Below are 20,880 nucleotides of genomic sequence, written 5' to 3' on the forward strand. Positions count from 1 at the left end.
AAAATGTTAGTGATAACCACTAACATTTTGAGCTTTTCTCATGATAACTTAACTATTTTAAGGACCTGTAACTAGGTTCCATGTAACTGCGGCCTTGTATTGTTGCCCTTTAACACCTTGATTGGCTGGCACTTCAAGTTTGACATTATTGAAGGTGAAGTCCAACTGGTAAACATTACTACCTGTGAATTGCTTGTTGGCAATAATACTCGTCGCCGTGTTGTTGGCTGTTAAGCTAATGGCACTCGTAGTACCGACCGCATTTTTCAACTCGGTTGGTTGATTGTAATTGGTGAAGCTAGAGACAGGTGCCGCCCCTAATAATAAGCGGGTCGCTGTAGGCAAGCTGTCTGTCGCTGATTTTGGTTGCGACAGTTGCGCTGTTAAGCTCCAATTTGGTTGAGTTTTCTTAATTCGGACATACGGATTGCGTGTGCCGTTACCGTAGTAATCCGCAGCTTTTTTCAAGCTGTGTTGTTGCTTACTTCCTGCAACGCCCACTTGACCGAAATCAAAGGTTGGTACACTGATGAAGCCTTCGGTCGTTGGTGTGACTACTTCTTGATCATTTGGACGTATTCTCACGAAGTTGTCCACTGCACTATCTTTAATACCACCAAATACTACAACTTCTGCTTTCAAAACAGTGTTTGGTTTCCCTGTTGCGCGAGTTGTGAAAGCAATTGAAACTTTTTTGCCGATAGGAACGGCATTTGGTAAAGAAACCCCATTTGTCCAAAGTGTACTATTTACTGGGATTGATTTTGTCGTTTCTCCTTCTGGTGTCACTTCCATGAAGGTCGGGATCGTCAGACCAGCTGACCAATTGGGCCCTTTTTTCAAGGTGAGATTCTGTAAGGGTGCTTTGCTGGTATTCGTGATCGTTGTTGTCCAGATTACATTGGTATTCGTATCGATCACTTCTTTTGGTCGAGTTAATGTGACACTAGCCGTTGGTATTTCTTCCTTATACATGGCGGTCATATCGTCATTGCCATCAAAAGTCGCATTAAACGTTGGTGTTGTGGTTTTGTTCAAGGTACTTGGCTTGGTTTTCCCTTTATACCACCCTTGGAACGTATAGGTCTTGCCACCTGCAGTATACGTCGCTGGTAAAGCTTTTGCGGCTGTGTACTTGAAGGTGTTACTGTTCATTGGTACTTGGTTGCCTTGGGTGAAACCTGTTGGTGCAGTAATCTTGGCACCGTTGGCATCGACAAAGTTTTCGGTAACTTGTTTCCGTGTGACTTTGTAGACAAGTTTCGTTTGATTCGCAGGACTTTCATTAAACAGTGCCATCATTAAAAGTAAGCTACTTCCTGAAGAACTATAGCCTAAGTTTATGTTGAAAAATCGATTATTTGCATTATAAAAATAGGTTCCGTCTGAGCTAAAATTGAGCGAGTTAATCTGTTCTGTAGTCATATTATACTCTGTTGGTGCGACATTAGGATCAAAAATCGTGGAACTGCCGCTAGTGTACTTATGACCATAATAGTTCAACGGGCTACTTTGAGCGGTATCTATTTGAATACCATCTATATATTTTAATTGTTGGTCGATTGTCAATTTATCAACATGGAATCGTAATCTATTGGTAGAGCTAATCGGCAGACCATTATTGTATTTTTTTAACAACTCTTGGGACAAAGGAATACTGCCATTATTGATACTTACCGTATATTGCCCATTGCCATTATTTTTTGAGGTCACGTCATATAAATTATTAATTACATTGTCACTCGTACTTTGTACATAATACTTACCACTAAAAGTTAACGCCGGTGTGAAAGCCCCGCCTTTTTCATTCACAAAGTTCATATCGACTGATGGATACAATGTCGTAACTGTTTCTTCCTCATACACCACATTCAAGTCATCATTATCATCGTAGGTCACTTGATAACTTGGCGCTTTGGTAGTTGTCAATGTGTTGGGTATGGACTTGCCTTTGTACCAACCTTTGAACTTGTAGGTCTTACCACCTGTTGTATAGGTGTCTGGTAAGGTACCTGCTTGTTTGAAGGTGTAGGCATCGCTTGTGATTGCCGTTTTTTTGCCTTGGGTGAAACCTGTTGGCGGTGTGATTTTAGCACCGCTTGTGTCTACGAAGTTCTCGGTGACACGGCGATTTTCTAAGAAATAATACATGGTGTCGTCTGTAGTGTAGTAAGCAGGTGCATTTCCTGCATTTGCTGTTGATAAAATTAAGTCAAATACGGTTTTAGTTGTATCTGTCTCCCAGAAGAGTTGTCGTAGTCGATAAGAATGAGCGGTTGTCGTTGTAGCTAAAGTATACTCACTACCATCTGTTGCTAAACGATCATCAGGTAAGACACCACCTACGTATCTCATTCTTGTTGTAGCAATTGGATAAGCGGTACTAGAGCCTGTATAATATGTCCCAGGCTTAACTGTTGGCAACTTATACCGTTTAGGAACAGTTACACGGAAATTTGTACCACCAGAATAAGCAGAACTAACCGTTGGTGTATACGTTAGTTGTTGGCTCGGAATCGTTAACTGTTTCAAGTTACCATTGTTCACACCACTAGCTGTGCCGACTTGTTTCGGCGTACCATTCATGACAGTTGTTAAATTAGTTGTCATGTTAAAATTCGTTGGTGCGACTAAAGCACCTTTTTCATCGACAAAACCAAATTTATACGTAACTGCTGGAATCGTGGTGGTCTTTTCTTTTGTTTCCTCATACACCACATTCAAATCGTCATTATCATCATAGGTTACCCCATAACTTGGCGCTTTCGTCGTTTTCAAGGGCTCGGTTTTGGTTTTCCCTTTGTACCAGCCTTTGAACTTGTAGGTCTTACCGCCTGTTGTGTAGGTGTCGGGTAAGGTGCCTGCTTGTTTGAAGGTGAAAGCATTGCTGGTCATTGGTGTTTTCTTATTTTGAGTAAACCCTGTTGGTGGTGTAATGGCTACGCCACTAGTATTTACGAACTTTTCGGTGACTTGTTTCCGTGTGACTTTGTAGTTCATTGTTTGTTTATACGTAGAAGTCCCATCAAAGCCAATTAATACCATTTGCTTTTCTGGAGGATTATCAGAGACCGCCACTCTTAATAATCGAGGATAGGTTGTATTGGAACTACCTGCACCAAAGGTTGTTTTCATAGCAAATTTATTATCTGTTCCTTTTTTAAAGCCTTTATCTACGGCATTTAAAAAAGTAGGGTCCCCATTATTGAAAACAGGATTGACTCCCACATAACCAATAGGATACCTTGCTACAGGAATTTCTGTAGTTGTTGCTTCAATCTTATCGACATAATTCAACGTATTCGTGATGGTGATATCATCAATTGTATAGCCACGAAGATTATAAATATCACTGACTTGTGTATCAAAATTTGCAGGCATAGCGACTCGTGATTGTGTTCCTATTTTATACTTGTTGTTTTTTGAAGTATCTTTTGTCCCAACAATTGGTGTACGTGTTCCCGTTTGATTTATCGTGTTATCCGCTTTTCTTAAAAATTGAGTATAGTTACCAGAAAATGTTAATGGCTCATTGAATGCTTGACCATTTTCATCGACAAATTCTGCATAGAAACCTGGATAAACCCACGTATCTTGTGGAATCAATTCCTCATACACCACATTCAAGTCATCATTCCCATCATACGTCACCGCATAACTTGGCGCTTTCGTGGCGGTCAAGGTACTTGGTTTGGTTTTGCCTTTGTACCAGCCTTTGAACTTGTAGGTCTTACCACCTGTTGTATAGGTGTCTGGTAAGGTGCCTGCTTGTTTGAAGGTGAAAGCATTGCTGGTCATTGGTGTTTTCTTATTTTGAGTAAACCCTGTTGGCGGTGTAATAGCTACGCCACTAGTATTTACGAACTTTTCGGTGACTTGTTTACGTGTGACTTTGTAATTCACTGTTTGGCGATACATCGTAGTACCGTCAAACCCAAATAGTATTGGCCTACTCGGTGTGTCTCCACTACTTACTTGCAACAAATTCACCAAACCACTATTATCCGTATGAAGTGTTGAACTCAGAAAAAAAATGTTTGCACTACTTTTAGAAAATATAGAACTTCTTGCCCCAATTCCAATCGAACCATCGTTACCAAACTGTACTGTCTCAGGTGTCTGTTGAGCACTGTATTTGGTCAACCATAACTGATTTGAAGTACCTGAAGTATTAATACTGTCAACGTATTTTAGCGTATTATCAATTTTTAGCAAATCAATTGCATATCCCTTCAAGTTATAACCAGTTGGTAAATCTGTAAAGAAATTATATGGTAAAGGAACTGCTTGGCTGACCGCCACTTGGTATTGACCACCACCTACATTAGAAGAAGTAATTGGATAACTAACAGGGTCTGGGCTTCCGCCCCATTGATTATTAACATTACGGAACACCTTAAGATATCTTCCTGACAACATTAAGTTTTCATCAGTAAAGGCTTTCCCTGTTTCATCCGTAAAAGCAAAGGTCATTCTCGGATAAATCACTTGATTATTCGGCACCCAACGTGGTGAAATGCTCTTTTGTAGGTCATTTTCACTACTAGTTGCTGGTGTTTCTGCTTGTTCCACTTCTGCTTGCGGTTCTTCTTTCTGCTCTTCTTTTACTTCTGTTTCTGCTTGTTTCTCCGCTTCTTTCGTTGCTTCTTCCTGACTCGTGTCAGTCGTTACTTGACTATTTTCCGTACTGGCTTTCGTTGTTTCTTCCTTCACGCTACTTGCTGGTGTTTCTTCCTTGGCACTACTTTCGGCGGTCGGACTACTTTCAATCGTCACGGTTTCCGCAACTGCCGTCACGCCAGAAAAGGCATTCACTAGCAAAGAACTACATAAGCCAATAGCTGCAATACGTTGCCATTTATTTCGCTTCATGTCGTCCCCTCTTTCTATGTACGATTCCCGCCAAGCCAATTAAGGCGAAGCCGAGAATGCTCAAATTTGCCTGACTCTTGCTCCCTGTACGAGGGAGCTGCGAGCCAGTTGTGGTGGTCTGTGTCGAACCACCACTTCGTTGACCTCCTTGCGGGGGACCAGCTGGTTCCTTGGGATCAGCAGCTGGCGCATCTGTTTTCGGTGGGGGATCTTTAGGAGCGGGTGTTCTCGGATTTTGGTAAAATTCAATCCCCACCGAACTAGAACCACCATCAGACGCTTCAACATTTATAAAAAAACTAGGAGAAGATAGTAGACACACAATCATTAAATAACGCTTTTTTTTCATTGAAAAACCTCCTTTTAACTCGCTAGCCTTTCTTGCCCTTTTACACAAGAAAGACAAAACAACCTTTTGTTACTCCTCTATAATAACAAAGAAACCCCCAGCAGAAATTGACGATTTTTTCGCACCCCATGCGAAAATTTTGAAGGTTCCTATTCTGACAAGGGTTACAACAGCTGTTATTTAATAATCGGCTCAAAAAAAGGGCGATTTCGGCAAATTTTTACCAAAATCCCCTGACAAAATTTTAAGATTCCGCTATTTTTAACAAGAAAAGCTCAAAATGTTAGCAACGAATACTAACATTTTGAGCTTTGTTTGATTGTTTTGACGCAGGCCTCTGAAAAAAAACAGTATTTTTTTCGCCCAGCCCGCTATTTTTCCGCAAGACTAACCAAGTAAGGCGCTAATGAATAGCCCTAAGGCATAGGTGCCATTGAAAACCATTAAGTTCTTAATGGAATGACGGAAACTTTTCGGCTGCGGCAATTCTTGTTTAAACGTTTGAATATTTTTCCAAATGACAGGCAAAGTGGCAAACGTGATTAACACAGGCCATTGATAAATACCACTAATGAAGCCGAATAAAATCACCAGATAACCAGCTAGCGCTAACACTTGAAACAGCACAATCCCTGCTGGGCGCCCAATATAATAGACTAATGTATAACGGTGGTTCTCAATATCCGTGTCTAAGTCCCGTAAATTGTTGGCGAGCATGATGTTAGCAATCGAACAGACCAAGGGTAAGGACGCCACGACAATCGCAAGTACCGCCCAGAGATTGCCGTCTAAACGAAAGGCGCCGCTAGCGAAATCGACCGTTAAGTAAAAAGGCGGATTGGTGACGACGTTCAAGTAAACGGTTAAGACGAAGATGCCTAAGCCCATCGTGAAGCCACTGAAAATTTCTCCCAAGGGCATGCGGGATAACGGAATCGGTCCATACGTGTAGAAAATACCGATGAAGCAGCAAATCCCGCCTAATACGAGGAAGAGCCAGCCTGTTTGAACCGTTAAGTAAGCACCCACAACGGCAGTGAAGGCAATCATGGCGAAAATCATGTTGCGGACCAGTTGTGGTGAAACGCCTGATTGTCCGATAATGTTTTCTTCATACTTGTAGACGTCCGATTTGGCTTTTTTGAAGTCCATGTAATTATTAATGGCGGTGGTGGCCATATCAAAGACCACCATACCAATGAAGAAAACCAGCGTGTTGCCCCACTGAACTTCCCCAAAATAGGTCATTGAAAACAAGACCCCGATAATAAAGGGAAAGAGACTGGCAAGCTTCGTCTGAATTTCCACTACTTTTAAAAACACATTTAAAGACATTTTTAGTCGCTCCTTATTTCAAATCGGCCCGATTCCCCATCGTATAGCCAGAGTCTTTGCCGATTTCAAAGTTGCCTTCGATATCTTTGCTGATGTAGACTTTGTCGTCTTTTGTGACGAAAATGGCATCGGTTCCTTTCAGACTTTCGACATATTCTAGTCCTTTTTTGACGCCCATTGAGAAGACGGCTGTTGAGAGACCATCACCATCGATGGATTTGTCGGTGATAATGGTGACACCTGCGATGTCGTTATCAAACGGATAGCCAGTTTCACGATCGAAGAGATGGTGGTACGTTTTGCCATCGACTTTTAAGTAGCGTTCATAAATTCCTGATGTGACTAAGGTTTTGTTGCTTTCTTTGACTTGACCTAAGACTGTGTTGCGGGCTTTATTCGGATCTTGAATCCCGACTGTCCAATCCATGTCTTTGCCACGTGGGCTGTGTCCTAAGACGTAAACATTCCCGCCTAAATCGACGATAGCGGTGGTGACGCCGTTGTCTTTGAGGACTTTCACGACTTCGTCGGTGATGAAGCCTTTGGCAATTGCGCCTAAATCCAATTGCATGCCTTTTTCTTCAAGGTAAACGGTTTGCTCTTTGTCGTTGAATTTGACTTTCGTGTAATCAACGAGTTTCAAGGCTTGATCAATTTCGGCTTGGCTTGGTTTGCGGGCATCATCGAAGCCAATGTGCCACATAGAGGTGATTGGGCCAATTGCCATGTCGAAGCCGCCGCGGGAGTCTTTGCTGTATTCATAGGCTTTTTTCAACAAAGGATACAGGTCATCTGAGACTTTGACCGGTTTCACGCCTGCTTCTTGGTTGATTTCATCAATTTCTGAACCTGGTTGGTTGACTGTGATTTTATCGCCTAGTTCTTTGACACGGGCAAAGGCTTTCGGTAAGACGTCTTCTTTGCCATCATCGTAGATGCGAATTTGAACGTAGGTACCAAGCATTGTTTGACGGTCAGAGTATGGTTCTGTATTAATTTTCGCTTCTGGTTTTGAGGAACAAGCAGCTGCCACAAATAGCACTGCTAGAACACTCACCATGAGCAGAAGTTTCTTTTTCATAGGATTCCCTCTTCTTTCCTTCTTTAATTAAAAAATAAGTTCTCTTGCATAGTAGCCTTTTTTGGAAAAAATGAAAAGTCTTTCTCTTGGAAATTCACAAATTTCTGTGAAAAAATTTGTGAAATGATGGACAGAACTAGCGAAGAAAAAGGGGGCGGGAAAGTCAGCCAACCGACTTTTTCCCAACCCCTCAATGGTGTCAAGTAATTGCTGAAAAGCGTTTCAGGAACTACTTCACGATTCATTTATTATTACTTATTTTGTTACGATGTTGTCAACAACGATTTCAGTTGTGTCGCCTTTTTCAGCAGCGTTCACTAATTGTTGTGCGTAGTTGATGAATGAATGTGTGCTGTGTGTTGCACCAGTTACCACTTCAACACCTGCAGGTGAGCCGTCTTCTTCGCCCATTGCTTTAACAAATTCTTTGTTTAATGTTTCGATATATTCTTTTGGTCCAACGCCAGCAACGTCTTTCATTTTGCTTTCGTATTCAGTGTCATCTTTTTTAGATTTGCCGTCAGCGTTCACGTTATCGTAGTTAGATTCAGTCACTTTACCATCTTTTACAGTCATTGAGAATGTTGTGTGGTAGCCGTTTGAGTCATTTTTTTCTTTCAATGAGTACGTACCATCTTTCAATGTTGCCCCATTGTCGATTTCGATTGTGTCTGTGTTACCAGCTTGTGCTGCTTGGATCAATTGTTGAGCGTAGTTTTGGAATGATTCAGATGAATGAGTCGCACCAGTTACTACTTCCACACCGCTTGCGCTTTGTGCTTTAACAAAAGAATCGTTTAATTGTTTGATGTATTCTTTTGGTCCAACACCAGATTTTGCTTTCATGCTTTCTTCATACTTAGTGTCTTCTGTTTTAGATTTGCCGTCAGCATTGATGTTGTCATATTTAGATTCAGTGATTTTGCCGTCTTTTACAGTCATTTCAAAGACTGCACGGTAACCATTTTTTTCATTTTTTTCTTCTAATTTATACGTACCATCTTTTAAATCGCCACCGGCAACTTTTTTCGCTGGTGCTGATGATTCCGTTGATTTTTTCGTTTCTGAAGATGCTGCGCTAGAAGAGTTCGTTGTGTTGTCTTTCTTGTCTGCGCCACAGCCTGCTAATACTAAACTAAATAATGCAATTGCCGCAAAACCTTTAACAAATTTATTCACTTTCATTGATAGTCACCTTTTCTTTCATGATTTTCACAAACATCAAAAGTTTGTGATACATTACACATTATAATGGTTTTAAAAACGTTGTCAAGACCATCCCCTAAAAATATTTACATTTCGGTCTTTTTTTCATCAAAAACTCATCGTTGGAGTAAATTTGTTGACAATTAAAATTTATATTAGACAAATTCGTGAAATACTTATATAATGTTAGTCGATTGTGTACTTATTAATCATTATCACTATTTTACTACTTACAATATTAAGGAGCGGATTGTCAATGACAAAGCAAAATATTGTCGTTGTAGGTGCTGGGTATGCTGGCGTTTCAGCTACTAAATTTCTAGCAAAGAAATTTAAAAAAGATACGGACGTAACAATCACATTGATTGATCGCCATTCTTACCACACTATGATGACCGAATTGCATGAAGTAGCAGGCGGACGTGTTGAACCAGAAGCAATTCAATACGACTTACAACGTTTGTTCTCACGCAAGAAAAACGTAAAATTGGTAACAGATACTGTTACTGGGATCGACAAAGAAAACAAAGTTGTGAAAACTTTAGCAGGTTCTTATCCATTTGACCAGTTAATTCTGGGTATGGGTGGCGAACCAAACGACTTTGGAACACCAGGCGTGAAAGAAAATGGTTTCACCTTATGGTCATTTGATGATGCAGTGAAAATTCGTCATCACATTGAAGCAACCGTTGCTAAAGCAGCCATCGAACCAGATGCTGAAGTACGCAAAGCAATGTTAACATTCGTTGTCTGCGGTTCTGGTTTTACTGGGATCGAAATGGTCGGCGAATTAATCGATTGGAAAGATCGTTTAGCGAAAGATGCCAAAATTGATCCAGACGAAATTACATTAATGGTTGTTGAAGCAATGCCAACCATCTTAAACATGTTATCTCGTAACGATGCTGCCAAAGCAGAACGTTATCTAGAAAAGAAAAATGTTCAATTATTATTGAACTCACCAATCGTTGAAGTTGCAGCAGATCACATTAAATTAAAAGATGGTTCTGAAGTACCAACGCATACGTTAATCTGGACAGCTGGTGTGAAAGCAACTTCTGATGCCGCTGACTTTGGTTTAGAAGCAGCACGTGGTAGTCGTTTAGTTGCGAATGAATACATGCAAGCAAAAGGTTACGAAGACAAAAACATTTATATCATTGGTGACTTGGTTTATTACGAAGAAACACCAAATACACCAACTCCTCAAATCGTTCAAGCAGCTGAACAAACAGGTCATACTGCGGCTGCCAACATCGTTGCAGATATTAAAGGTGGCGAAAAACACGCCTTTAAAGGAAACTACCAAGGATTCATGGTTTCCATCGGCGCGAAATGGGGCGTTGCCAACTTATTCGATAAAATTCATTTGAGTGGTTTCTTAGCCATCATTATGAAACATATCGTTAACTTGAAATACTTCTTTGATATTCGTTCTGGTTACTACATGTTCCAATACATTATGCACGAAATCTTCCATATTAAAGATGATCGTTCTGTTGCTCGCGGACATACGTCTCGTTACGGCAATGTCTTGTGGAGTGTTCCGCTACGTGTTTTCTATGGTATGGTTTGGTTAGTCGAATCAATGAAGAAAATTGTCGGCAACGGCGATTACTTGAAACCAAGCACTTGGTTTGGTGATGGTTCTTGGTTCACAGATAAAGTCGTTTTCCCATTCCCTTGGTTACAAGAACAAGTAACAACAGGTGCTTCTCAAGCAACTGAAACAGCAACAACTGCTGCAAGTGGTGCGGCGGATGCGGCGGCAAGCGGTGGTGCCGATGCGGCAACACAAGCAGCGCACTTTGGTTTAAGCTACGCTTACGGCGAAACACCAATGCAAGTGTTTGATCACATGCCTAAATGGTTCGAAAGCGTAATGAAATTTATGATGCCAAACCAAGAAGTTGCTTTGTTCATGCAAAAATTCATGACAATCGTTGAAGTATGTATTGCTTTAGCATTGATTGCTGGTTTATTCACTTGGTTATCAAGTGCTGCTACAATTGGTTTAACAATTGCCTTCTGTTTATCTGGCATGTTCTATTGGGTAAATATCTGGTTTATCTTTGTCGCTTTTGCTTTGATGAACGGTTCAGGCCGTGCTGTCGGTTTAGACCGCTGGGTAATTCCATGGATTCAACGCAAACTTGGTAAAGCGTGGTATGGTACCCCGAAAGCTAGATACGGCGGTAAGTAAGCAATCGATAATCGATTGACAACTACGAGCAAAAGCTGAGACACATGTCTCCAGCTGACTATCATAGGATTTAGTATGTGGGACAGCAGTCAAGCATGACTTTTGTCCCACATATTTTCTTTTATATAATATGGTGGCTCAACTGGAAAAGAATACTTCTTTTCCGTTCATTATGTTATGATAGACAAGAAAAAAACACCAAAGGAGAGAGAAGAAAATGACGATCAAAGAATTCATTAAGAAAAGTCGCTTGAAAACATGGGACGTTATTATTATTGCTGTTTTAGTTCTTGGTTCTTTTCTGCCCCTTGTTGTTTTTGCCATGCAAAACCGTGGTCAAGAAGCGGCTACGTATCAAGCAGTCTTGAAAGTAGACAACAAAGTAATCAAAGTCTTTGACTTAAAAAAGGACGGCCCGCATTATACATATAAATACGAAGCAAAAGACGGTGATTACAACCTGATTGAAGTAGATGGTGATCGTATCCGCGTGAAGGAAGCCAACTGTGCTGACTTAGTGGATGTTCGGCGAGGCTGGATTTCCAAACCTGGTGAAACCCCGATTGCCTGTCTACCCCACAATTTGTTTATCACCGTGGAAGCTTCTGATGGGAGTGAAGACGGTAGCTTAATTTATTAAGCACGACAACTATGAGCAAATTACACAAGAATATTTATATTGCTATGCTCGTTGCCCAAGGGGTCATTATTGGTTTAATCGAAAATATGATTCCTTACCCTTTCGCATTTGCTCCTGGGGCAAAGCTCGGTCTAGCAAATTTAATTACCATTATTGCGATTTTCACCATGCGTAAGCGTGATAGTTTTTTCCTAGTCTGTTTACGTTTGATTTTAACGACATTACTGGGCGGCACACTTTCGACCTTTTTCTATAGTGCCAGTGGTGCCTTATTAAGTTATTTCGGCATGTTGCTTGTCAAGCAGCTGGGGCCAAAACGGGTCAGCATTATTGGGATTAGTGCCGTTGGTGGTTTCTTACACAACGTTGGTCAGTTGCTAACGACCTCTTTCTTTGCTCATTCGTGGGCGCCGATGCTGTACTTGCCATTTTTATCTCTGTTTGGGTTACTTTCGGGGATTGCCATTGGGATTGCCGCTAATTATTTACTACAACATGTCCAGACGTTACGAAAATTCCAACTGAATTATGAACAAACAACGAAACATAAGTGGAGTCAATTTTTCTAATTGAAAACCTGTCCGCCACAATTAAAGGAGTCATCTTATGAATATACATCCTATGTGGAATACCTATCCTACGTTATCAAAAGAATTAACAACTACTCTTCGCTTGATGGAACAAGCGGTTCAAATCGATAATCAAGAAATTCAAGCTGCTGTCCATGACATGATTCATTCTGGCGGCAAATTGCTACGTCCAGCCTACCAACTGTTGTTCTCTTATTTTGGTGAACAGCGGGACCCTAAAAAGGCGACAGCGTTAGCGGCTTCCATTGAATTACTGCATACCGCCACGTTAGTTCACGACGATATTGTCGACGAAGCCGATACGCGTCGTGGCTTGCCAACATTGCGTTCGCGCTTTGGCAATAGCACAGCCGTGTATACAGGCGATTATCTTTTTGTTTGCTGTTTCAAGCTCTTATCTGATTATTCTTCTTCATTAAAAAGCATTCAATTAAATTCGCGCAGTATGGAAAAAGTCCTGACTGGTGAGCTTGGTCAAATGGACAATCGCTATAATTTCGAGGTAACGATTGACCAATATTTAAAAAATATTTCTGGGAAAACAGCGGAACTGTTTGCGCTAAGTTGTTTTGTCGGTGCCTATGAAAGTGGCACCTCCCAACGTTTTGCCAAACGTTGTGGTGAAATCGGCGAAAATATCGGACTGGCTTTTCAAATTATTGATGATATTTTGGACTATACACAAACTGCCGATGCTATCGGCAAACCCGTCTTAGAAGACGTACGTCAAGGCGTGTATTCTTTGCCCTTGATTTATGCACTTGAAGCCAATCGTGAAGTCTTATTGCCACTTTTAATGAAAAAAGAAGCCTTGACTAATGAAGAAACACAGGAAATTTATCGTCTTGTCCATGAACTAGGTGGCGTAGAAAAGGCCCAACAATTAGCCACTCATTACACAGAAAAAGCGCTGAAAGAAATCAGCAAACTTCCTGAAACAAAGGCCCAAGCGAAAGAACAATTGTATGAAATTACACAAACAATTTTGACAAGAGAAAATTAAAAAAGCCGCTGGATCCTATTGAGGATTTAGCGGCTAGCTTTTTAGGTGATATCAAACATATATTTTATGATAGAATTTAAAAATATACTTGATTCATTAGTAGAAAGAGGTGCTACTATGACTTTTCCCCAGTGGTATTCTCATACCACGCTCAGCGAAATATGGGCGTTTTATGAAAAAACAATCAAGCATCATCCCTATTACCTTGCCATCTGTCTTAAAGATAAAGAAAATAGTTGTCCAATTGGCTACGTAAAAGCGGAAATGAACGATAGTCACGACTTTGGCTATGCACTTCGAAAGGAGTTTTGGTATAAAGGGATTGTGACAGACGCCAGTAAATCATTGGTTTCATTACTGAAAAAAAGAGAGTATCCCCTATATTACAGCCACACATGATGTAGAAAATTATCGCAGTGGAAATGTGATGAAACAAATCTGTATGACGTACTGTTACTAATACACAGAACAATGGCAACCCAAAAATGTGCTCATTTCTGAATGTACCAGTTAAATTTAGATAATCACGCAGACCGTGTCTATAAAAAATATTGGGATACTTATCCTGACCACTTCATAGAGGACATTTGATGTAAGCTTGTTTCTTCTAAATCCTTTTTGCCGTTTTTATGTATTGAAAGCGTATACTAATAATTGAAAGGACGTGATTTTTTGCGTAAAGATGTACCAACTATGTTCGCTTAATTTAACATTTTTCCCAAGACAAGTAATATCCACCTTGGAGACTATAGCGAAAAGAGAGAAAAAATGAATTTACAAGAAATAATCCATAGATTAGAAACTATCTATCAACAGACCGATTACAATGGTAGTTATGCACTTGTTACCGCTGATAAAATTTTAGCTAAGAAAAATTATGGGTTTGCAAAATTTAAGGAAAAACAGTTATTCACAGAAGCAACTCAAAGTTGTATTGGCTCTGTAACAAAGCAATTCACTGGCACCGCCTGCATGATCCTTCATGAACAAGGTAAGTTAAACTTTGAAATGCCAGTAGTAGCCTTTTTCCCAGATTTGCTGATTCCAAAAACAATCACAGTTAAACATTTATTGACAATGAGTAGTGGTCTACCTGATTATCCAACGGAGCTATTCTTAAATAGTTTAAAAAAAATTAAAGAACAGAGACCAGAGCTAAACGAAAAACTTCAGGAATTTTATGCTGAATTTGCTACCGCAGAACAAATTTCTTTCAATAAATTGAAAACGATAATTGCTACTAAACCGATGGATTTTCAGGTTGGAACCCGAGTTTCTTATAGTAATACTAATTATTATTTATTAGGTTTGATTATTGAAAAAGTATCTGGACTCTCATTTGAGAAATTTGTAACACAAAAAATCTTGTCTCCTTTATCGATGGTAAAAACTTCATTTGCCACAAAAAATAGCATAGCAAAGAGCTATCGTAACATTGATAATGAACTACATGAATTTCCAAATACTTATCAATTACTATCTGCAGATGGATGTATGGTCTCGACTATTAACGACTTATCGAAATGGCTACAAGCAGTTCTCAAGGGCGAAATTTTGTCGCCCGAAAGTTGGGATCAAGTTTTCAATCTCTATTTAAAAGAATATAATTGTGGTTGGATGAAGTTAGGAGATTGGTTTTACCATGGCGGTCAATATCTAGGTTTTTACTGCGAAATCTTTCTGCATCGAAAAGCAGGTCTAGGAAAAGTTATGCTTTATAATCGGGAAGCCACTTCTGAATTAGATCAATATTCTATGGATGAACGTTCCAATTGGCGTAATTTAATTCGAGATTGGTCATTTTCTCAAAATTAATAAAAAAGCTCTAACCCTATTGAAAGATTTAGCGGCTAGCTTTTTAGGTGATACCTTGGTATAATAAACACGAAGAGAGCGTACTAGACATACGCTCTCGGGTAGACCGTTTAAGACGGTAGCTTTAATTTATTGGTTAATAAACCCGTCAATCTTCGCTAAAAGTTATGACGGGTTTATTTTTTGTCGTTTTTATTACTGATTTTAACAATTAATGTTGCGAAAGCGATCGCAAGCATCAATGCTTCAAAGACAGTCACTGCTATTCCTTTCTAGGGAAAGAGCAAACAAGCAAAAACATTGGCAGTCCCCCTTTTTTGAGAAATTGCCACCGTCATAAACTTCCTACTTGTGTAGTATAACACATTTGCACTTTGTTAGAAGGCGCTCTCTTTAAAAAAGTAGGAGCCCCAGAGAGATCTAGAAAAAAGTGTCCAATTATCTATTAATAGATCTTTGGACACTTTTTTCTTATTAAACAAAGGTTTTATTCTGGCGCATCTTCCAGAGACCATCGCAATACTCCACTATACCTTCCGACTGGATCAGAAGGAAAAATCGTCAACTGAAGTTGTTTGGTCAAATTAGCGGTAGCGTTGCCGCTTCCTTGCAAAATAGGTTGGCTATCTGCATTAATTAGAACACGCTGATTCTTCTCACCATAACTTATTCTTTTGTCGAGTAACTCACCGCTTTCGTTCTTTAACGGTTGTTCTTCTTTTACTTTAATTGTCCACCGACTTTTATCAAGTTTGCTTGTATCTTCAATGCGGATTTCTTTATTTGTAATAGAAGAAATCATTGTCTCTGTTGCGGGAATTTCATTCACACCAAAATTGATTGTATCAGGTAAAATGAGCTTGGGCCCAGCTTCTTTTTGAAGAGTCCGACTGTCTTTTTCTGACTCTTGATTGTTCTCATCTTTTATATAAAAGAAAACCTCTCGATTCAACCAATGTTCAGGAAAAGTATACGTAACTTTATCAACAACCGATTCTGGCGCATCTACATATTTTTTTAATTCTTTTTCTTCCGTGCCACACTTCGCTATTAGAGTTATATTGGTTGATGGATCATGGGAAAATGAAAAAGTAACTTCTCGCTGATTTGTAAAACGTGAGACCAATAGCGGATTTTCTTCATCCATCAATTTGAATTGTAATAACTTCTTTTCACGATAACGATGAATAATTGTTTGCTCCTCTGGAAGAAACATTCCTTGATCTTGTTGGGTCTTAATTGGTTCATAGCCAGCTATTTTGGGATACTGATTAGACAAGTCAAAAGGCGTGGTTAAAATCCCTTCTTTTGTGACTGGTTCATGAATAGCATTATCTTGTTCATTTAAAAACACAGTCGTTGCTTTCCCCACATAATTCACACTGGATGTAGCAGTCGTTTCCTCTAAATTTTCTCCATCTAAAAGAGTTCTTGCACTAAACGGCAAGTCTAATTTTCCATTTGAAATGAGCGCCGTATCGACTGGATTTTGAGTCCCTTGCCATTTCAAGTAAACTTTATATTGTAATACGGTATCGTAGAGACGACTATCTGACAGATTTTTTGTCATAATTTGGACATTTTCACCATCTGTTTGGCTAGTAAATAAATCCGTTAAATCTTCTCCTTTAAAGCCTGTAACTAAGACTTTGTCAAATTGATATTGCTTTGTTTGATTTACTTGGTTCAGGTTAACGTTTACAACCATTTGACTAGGTTTTGTCCACTGATCAATATTTGGAATGGTCTGTTGCACATTTAAACAAACAGCCGTCTCTGCACTTTCAAAATAAGTATCCATTGCGTAGGCTGGTGGAAATTCTGGTTTTGCCAAAAAATCCGTAAAGTAAACAATGGATGACGGCGTTGTGTCATTGTTGTGGACTACAAACGTAACAGTAGAAATACTTTTGGTCGTCATTTCAAAACGCTGGCGAGGGTCCCGCCAAGGTACCCCTGCAGTAACGTTTTTTAGATATAACCAATAATCATCGTCTCCGCCATCCCACGTATCGTAAAGAATATGTGTAGGATTTTCCGCATATAAGGCATCAATTATCGTTCCAGGGTTTTTATAGCCAACATATTTGTTTGAATTTAACCCATAGTAATTAAACGCTGTTTTTATCGTTAAGGGCTGACCATAATTATCAACAAAATCATAGGTAACCAGCATTTCGCCTTTAATCGTAATTCCTAAAAAGTAGCTTTCAGTAAAACTAATTGATCCTCCATCCAAATTACTTTTATTCCGTTGTAATGTAACTAATAAATTAACTGCTTTTCCTTCATAGAACCCCACATTTTTTACTAATGCTTTACTTTTATTTGTCGTTTGACTAACTGCCATGTAGTTTGAATACACTTCGCCTTCAATTGGTTCAACGGATGTATTTTCACCGTAATGCATAATAAATGTGTTTGCCGCTGGTGTAATCGATTGATTTGCCCAATGGAAATAGCCCAGTTCTGTTAATGGTCTAGGAGCAGCCTCTACTTTTTCAACTCCTAAAAAGATCCCTCCAACTATCCACAATAAAATCAATAAATAGTTATGTTTTTTCAATTGAGATTACAACCTCCTTACTTTTACTTGTAAAAAATAAAATAAATATTAAATAACAATTGATATTATTTGAAGATCCAAAGACAATTGTAATAGAATTTCTATGCTGTATCTACTCTAAAATATTTCTTAAAAATACCTAAAAAACGAAAGCTTATTTAACAATCGACTTTCCCGTTTCAACTTAGCATAATAAACACGATAAACATGAAGAGGTCAGGACAGAACCAATTAGTTCCGAAGGCGTTGGTTCTGTTTCTGCCGTTTATTAGGTTGCGAACGTTTAAGACGTCATCTTTAATTATAATCAACCTTCGGTAAAAGTTATGACAGGTTTATTTTTTATTACTGATTTTAGCAATAGACTAAACAGACCGACCATCAAAAAAGATGGTCGGTCTGTTTAGTCTATTGGTCTACCTTTACTCCTTCTCCGACAATGCTCGCCAGACATCAAATGTTTGTTTTAAGCCTTGGACATTATGAACACGTAAAATTTCTACGCCTTGTTGTGCTGCATACAAGGAAGCAGCGGCTGAACCAAAATCACGGTTGGCTGGTTCTGGTTCGTTCGTTAAAGCGCCAATGGTTCGTTTGCGAGAAACGCCGTATAGTAACGGATAATCTTGGTAGCGAAAGGCGTTAGGATCTTTTAACAGTTGAAGGTTTTCTGCGACAGTTTTATGAAAGCCGATCCCTGGATCGAAACAAATTTTTTCTAAGGAAAGGCCGTATTTTTGGCATTGTTCAATTTTTTCTGTATAAAATTGGTGTAACTCTTCTTTTAAAGAAAGAGATTGGCGTTTTCTAGAATGCATAATCACAACTTGGATTTCAGGATATTGCGCGAGGACTTCTGCCATCCCCGGAGTGTCTAATCCTTTGATGTCATTAATCATTGTGGCGCCAGCTTGGATCGCGGCTTCCGCTACTTCGGGATAGTAGGTGTCCACAGAAATCGGCGCTAGAGAAGTCTCACGTATTTTTTTTATTAACGGTAATACTCGGTCTGCCTCAACTTGTGGAGAAACTTCTTCGTAGCCAGGACGTGTGGATTGGCCGCCAATGTCTAAAATATCGGCCCCCGCTTCTAGTAAATGAAGCGCATGTTGATAGGCCACGTCGACCGTTGTGTAGCTACCGCCATCAGAAAAAGAGTCGGGGGTCGTGTTGACAATCCCCATAATTTGGTAATTCTTTTTTAAATCAATCATTGTCACATTGCTCCTTTATCTGCTGAATCATCTTTCGTAAAGCCCGCATTCTAGGACTTATCTTCATTCGTTCACTCGTGGACAACTCCGCTAAGGTTTTGCCTCGGTCTGGTAAATAAATAATCGGATCAAAACCATAACCGCCTGTACCGCGCGGTTCAACTAATTCACCAGTCAAAGTGGCTTCCGTTTGCAACAGTTTGTCGTCATCGAGTACATAGACCAACGTGGCTGATAAGGTTAACTCGCGAATCGACTGTTGCCCTTCAAATAAGTGCAACAGTTCGCGGTTCTGTTCTTCCGGATTGGCTGAATGGAAAAAGCGGCTTGTATGAATACCTAATAAATCAGGAAAAGCAGTTAACGTTAAGCCGCCATCATCACCTAACACTGGGCGGCCAATTAATTGTTGGAAAAAGCGAGCTTTTAGATAAGCATTTTCAGCATACGTAGTGCCAGTTTCTGCCGGTTGTTCTTGACTGGTTGTATACTTTCGATAAGAGACAAGTTGAATAGCGGGGTCCTTAAGTCCTGATTGCATTTCTTTTAACTTACCTTGGTTATTCGTGCCAACAATGATTTCCATTTTCTAACGTATCTCCATTAAAAATTGATTTTTCCACTCTTGTTCTTTAAATAGTCCGGTAAATTGAAATGTTTTGGTGCTACTTTGTGGTGTTTTCACGCCGCGCATCGTCATACACATATGTTCCGCTTCAATGGCTACTGCAATGCCTTTGACGGGAATATTTTCTTGGAGTTTGCGGGCAATTGTCACTGTTAAATCTTCTTGAACTGTGGGACGTTTGGCACAATGTTCTACTAATCTTGGTAACTTGCTTAGTCCCAATACTTTGCCACCTTCTGGCAGATAAGCGACATGTACTTTTCCATAAAATGGCAATAAATGGTGTTCACACATTGAATAAAAGGCAATATCTTTTACTAAAACCATTTCGCCTTCATTTAAGCTATCAAATAATTTATAATCATCAAATTCAGGTTCGGTTAATCCACTAAAAACTTCTGCATACATTTTAGCTACGCGTTTGGGTGTATCAATGAGTCCTGCCCGTTGAGTATCTTCCCCCACTGCTTCTAAGATCGTGGTAACTGCCTGCTCAATTTGCGCTTGTTTTTCCTGCTCCATCTCTACCATTCCTTTTCGCTTACTCGCACTTCTTCTTGATTGCCACTGCGCTGAATCCACGTAGCTATTGGCGCGCCCAATAGTTGTTCCTCTGCGTAAACATCACTTAAGGGAATCAAAACAAATGACCGTTTTGTTAATTCTTGATGAGGAACTTGTAAGTGGGGCAACGCGACTGACTGTTCCCCTAATAATAAAATATCAATATCAATAATCCGCGGACCCCAGTGAATTAATTTTTTACGTTTCATTGCTTGCTCAATCCCTTGGGTAACAGCCAATAACTCTTCAGCGGTATAGCTAGTATCAATTTTCAATACGGCGTTCAAAAAATCATCTTGGTCTGTATAGCCGTAAGGATCCGTTTCATAAAGTTTTGAAGAAGCCACGACCTGAATCTGCGGGTCTTCGTTTAAATAATTGCGGGCTTTCACTAAATTTGCGTACGGATCGCCGACGTTACTACCTAATGCTACATAGCCAATCATCTATACTTCTCGCTCCATTTCAATTTCAATATTGTCAAAAAGGCCGGGCATCGGCACACTATATTTTCTAATTTTAATGATAATTTTGTCCAATTGTTCTTGATAATCTGCGGAAATATCATCTAAAATAGCACTCGCTAAACCTTCGATTAAATCGTACGAGTGATTGTTTACTCGTTGGGCAATCAATTCATTCACTTCGGCATAATTGACAGTTTGGGTGACATCATCTGTTCGCCCTGCCTCGGCTAGCGACAACTGCATTTCAAGGTCGATTTCTACTTGCTGCCCTAGACGTTTTTCTTCTGCCAAAACACCATTTTTTGTGAAAAATTTCAAGTTGTTAATTCTAATTTTATCCATCCTCT

17 protein-coding genes are annotated in these 20,880 nt (G+C 39.7%); 6 read left to right on the forward strand and 11 right to left on the reverse strand.

Annotated elements, in window-relative coordinates; all coding sequences use genetic code 11:
- Positions 1-57: 57 nt before the first annotated feature.
- The 5 genes from IGJ24_RS12915 to pplA all read right to left on the reverse strand — a co-directional run bounded on the left by IGJ24_RS12915 (position 58) and on the right by pplA (position 8,822).
- The gene (locus IGJ24_RS12915) at positions 58-4,872 is read right to left on the reverse strand and encodes a WxL domain-containing protein (RefSeq protein WP_370672295.1); all 4,815 of its coding nucleotides are present in this window, start codon (positions 4,870-4,872) and stop codon (positions 58-60) included.
- The gene (locus tag IGJ24_RS12920; RefSeq protein WP_077932980.1) at positions 4,859-5,221 is read right to left on the reverse strand and encodes an LPXTG cell wall anchor domain-containing protein; all 363 of its coding nucleotides are present in this window, start codon (positions 5,219-5,221) and stop codon (positions 4,859-4,861) included. Before IGJ24_RS12920 ends, IGJ24_RS12915 begins: the two co-directional genes overlap by 14 nt.
- A 387-nt stretch (positions 5,222-5,608) precedes the next feature.
- Complete coding sequence (menA, locus tag IGJ24_RS12925) at positions 5,609-6,556, reverse strand: 1,4-dihydroxy-2-naphthoate polyprenyltransferase (protein WP_010821964.1); 948 nt, start codon at positions 6,554-6,556, stop codon at positions 5,609-5,611.
- A 13-nt stretch (positions 6,557-6,569) separates the two neighbouring features.
- Positions 6,570-7,637 carry an FAD:protein FMN transferase gene (locus IGJ24_RS12930; protein ID WP_002354751.1) on the reverse strand — a complete coding sequence of 356 codons (1,068 nt, stop codon included), beginning with the start codon at positions 7,635-7,637 and terminating at the stop codon, positions 6,570-6,572.
- A gap of 255 nt (positions 7,638-7,892) precedes the next feature.
- The gene (gene pplA, locus IGJ24_RS12935; protein ID WP_002368513.1) at positions 7,893-8,822 is read right to left on the reverse strand and encodes an extracellular electron transfer flavoprotein PplA; all 930 of its coding nucleotides are present in this window, start codon (positions 8,820-8,822) and stop codon (positions 7,893-7,895) included.
- A gap of 277 nt (positions 8,823-9,099) precedes the next feature.
- Between pplA and IGJ24_RS12940 the strand changes: the two genes are divergently transcribed.
- From IGJ24_RS12940 to IGJ24_RS12965, 6 genes are all read left to right on the forward strand, one after another.
- A complete protein-coding gene (locus tag IGJ24_RS12940) occupies positions 9,100-11,046 on the forward strand; it encodes an NAD(P)/FAD-dependent oxidoreductase (protein ID WP_002354747.1) in 1,947 nt (648 codons plus the stop codon).
- A gap of 217 nt (positions 11,047-11,263) precedes the next feature.
- Positions 11,264-11,686, forward strand: a complete 423-nt coding sequence (locus IGJ24_RS12945) for a NusG domain II-containing protein (protein WP_002358956.1) — start codon at positions 11,264-11,266, stop codon at positions 11,684-11,686.
- An 11-nt stretch (positions 11,687-11,697) separates the two neighbouring features.
- A complete protein-coding gene (locus IGJ24_RS12950; protein ID WP_002354743.1) occupies positions 11,698-12,255 on the forward strand; it encodes a Gx transporter family protein in 558 nt (185 codons plus the stop codon).
- Between the two features lie 37 nt (positions 12,256-12,292).
- On the forward strand, positions 12,293-13,279 hold the full coding sequence (locus IGJ24_RS12955) for a polyprenyl synthetase family protein (protein ID WP_002368514.1): 987 nt from the start codon (positions 12,293-12,295) through the stop codon (positions 13,277-13,279).
- 117 nt (positions 13,280-13,396) lie between these two features.
- Positions 13,397-13,678: a GNAT family N-acetyltransferase gene (locus tag IGJ24_RS12960; protein ID WP_240185331.1), complete on the forward strand. Its 282-nt coding sequence runs from the start codon at positions 13,397-13,399 to the stop codon at positions 13,676-13,678.
- 369 nt (positions 13,679-14,047) lie between these two features.
- Entirely contained in the window at positions 14,048-15,094 is a 1,047-nt protein-coding gene (locus tag IGJ24_RS12965) for a serine hydrolase domain-containing protein (RefSeq protein ID WP_109537561.1), read from the forward strand.
- Between the two features lie 487 nt (positions 15,095-15,581).
- On the opposite strand, the gene IGJ24_RS12970 is transcribed toward IGJ24_RS12965, so the two are convergent.
- From IGJ24_RS12970 to folB, 6 genes are all read right to left on the reverse strand, one after another.
- Positions 15,582-17,630, reverse strand: a complete 2,049-nt coding sequence (locus IGJ24_RS12970) for a hypothetical protein (RefSeq protein WP_289865741.1) — start codon at positions 17,628-17,630, stop codon at positions 15,582-15,584.
- Between the two features lie 452 nt (positions 17,631-18,082).
- On the reverse strand, positions 18,083-18,874 hold the full coding sequence (folP, locus tag IGJ24_RS12975) for a dihydropteroate synthase (RefSeq protein ID WP_002386219.1): 792 nt from the start codon (positions 18,872-18,874) through the stop codon (positions 18,083-18,085).
- A complete protein-coding gene (locus IGJ24_RS12980) occupies positions 18,867-19,460 on the reverse strand; it encodes a non-canonical purine NTP pyrophosphatase (RefSeq protein ID WP_002386218.1) in 594 nt (197 codons plus the stop codon). Before IGJ24_RS12980 ends, folP begins: the two co-directional genes overlap by 8 nt.
- 3 nt (positions 19,461-19,463) lie before the next feature.
- Positions 19,464-20,033 carry a GTP cyclohydrolase I FolE gene (folE, locus tag IGJ24_RS12985; protein ID WP_002383148.1) on the reverse strand — a complete coding sequence of 190 codons (570 nt, stop codon included), beginning with the start codon at positions 20,031-20,033 and terminating at the stop codon, positions 19,464-19,466.
- Positions 20,027-20,512, reverse strand: a complete 486-nt coding sequence (gene folK / locus IGJ24_RS12990) for a 2-amino-4-hydroxy-6-hydroxymethyldihydropteridine diphosphokinase (RefSeq protein WP_002378871.1) — start codon at positions 20,510-20,512, stop codon at positions 20,027-20,029. Before folK ends, folE begins: the two co-directional genes overlap by 7 nt.
- Complete coding sequence (folB, locus tag IGJ24_RS12995) at positions 20,513-20,875, reverse strand: dihydroneopterin aldolase (RefSeq protein ID WP_002372599.1); 363 nt, start codon at positions 20,873-20,875, stop codon at positions 20,513-20,515.
- Positions 20,876-20,880 lie beyond the last annotated feature (5 nt).

It is taken from the genome of Enterococcus sp. DIV0546, from assembly GCF_051712785.1.
In the GTDB taxonomy this organism is placed as follows: Bacteria; Bacillota; Bacilli; order Lactobacillales; family Enterococcaceae; genus Enterococcus; species Enterococcus faecalis.

Coding starts and splice junctions, on each gene's coding strand:
- folE (WP_002383148.1), bottom strand. CDS start 20,033: ATGGTAGAGATGGAGCAGGAAAAACAAGCGCAAATTGAGCAGGCAGTT.
- IGJ24_RS12980 (WP_002386218.1), bottom strand. CDS start 19,460: ATGGAAATCATTGTTGGCACGAATAACCAAGGTAAGTTAAAAGAAATG.
- IGJ24_RS12960 (WP_240185331.1), top strand. CDS start 13,397: ATGACTTTTCCCCAGTGGTATTCTCATACCACGCTCAGCGAAATATGG.
- IGJ24_RS12945 (WP_002358956.1), top strand. CDS start 11,264: ATGACGATCAAAGAATTCATTAAGAAAAGTCGCTTGAAAACATGGGAC.
- menA (WP_010821964.1), bottom strand. CDS start 6,556: ATGTCTTTAAATGTGTTTTTAAAAGTAGTGGAAATTCAGACGAAGCTT.
- folK (WP_002378871.1), bottom strand. CDS start 20,512: ATGATTGGCTATGTAGCATTAGGTAGTAACGTCGGCGATCCGTACGCA.
- pplA (WP_002368513.1), bottom strand. CDS start 8,822: ATGAAAGTGAATAAATTTGTTAAAGGTTTTGCGGCAATTGCATTATTT.
- IGJ24_RS12915 (WP_370672295.1), bottom strand. CDS start 4,872: ATGAAGCGAAATAAATGGCAACGTATTGCAGCTATTGGCTTATGTAGT.
- IGJ24_RS12965 (WP_109537561.1), top strand. CDS start 14,048: ATGAATTTACAAGAAATAATCCATAGATTAGAAACTATCTATCAACAG.
- IGJ24_RS12930 (WP_002354751.1), bottom strand. CDS start 7,637: ATGAAAAAGAAACTTCTGCTCATGGTGAGTGTTCTAGCAGTGCTATTT.
- IGJ24_RS12955 (WP_002368514.1), top strand. CDS start 12,293: ATGAATATACATCCTATGTGGAATACCTATCCTACGTTATCAAAAGAA.
- IGJ24_RS12920 (WP_077932980.1), bottom strand. CDS start 5,221: ATGAAAAAAAAGCGTTATTTAATGATTGTGTGTCTACTATCTTCTCCT.
- IGJ24_RS12950 (WP_002354743.1), top strand. CDS start 11,698: ATGAGCAAATTACACAAGAATATTTATATTGCTATGCTCGTTGCCCAA.
- folB (WP_002372599.1), bottom strand. CDS start 20,875: ATGGATAAAATTAGAATTAACAACTTGAAATTTTTCACAAAAAATGGT.
- IGJ24_RS12940 (WP_002354747.1), top strand. CDS start 9,100: ATGACAAAGCAAAATATTGTCGTTGTAGGTGCTGGGTATGCTGGCGTT.
- folP (WP_002386219.1), bottom strand. CDS start 18,874: ATGATTGATTTAAAAAAGAATTACCAAATTATGGGGATTGTCAACACG.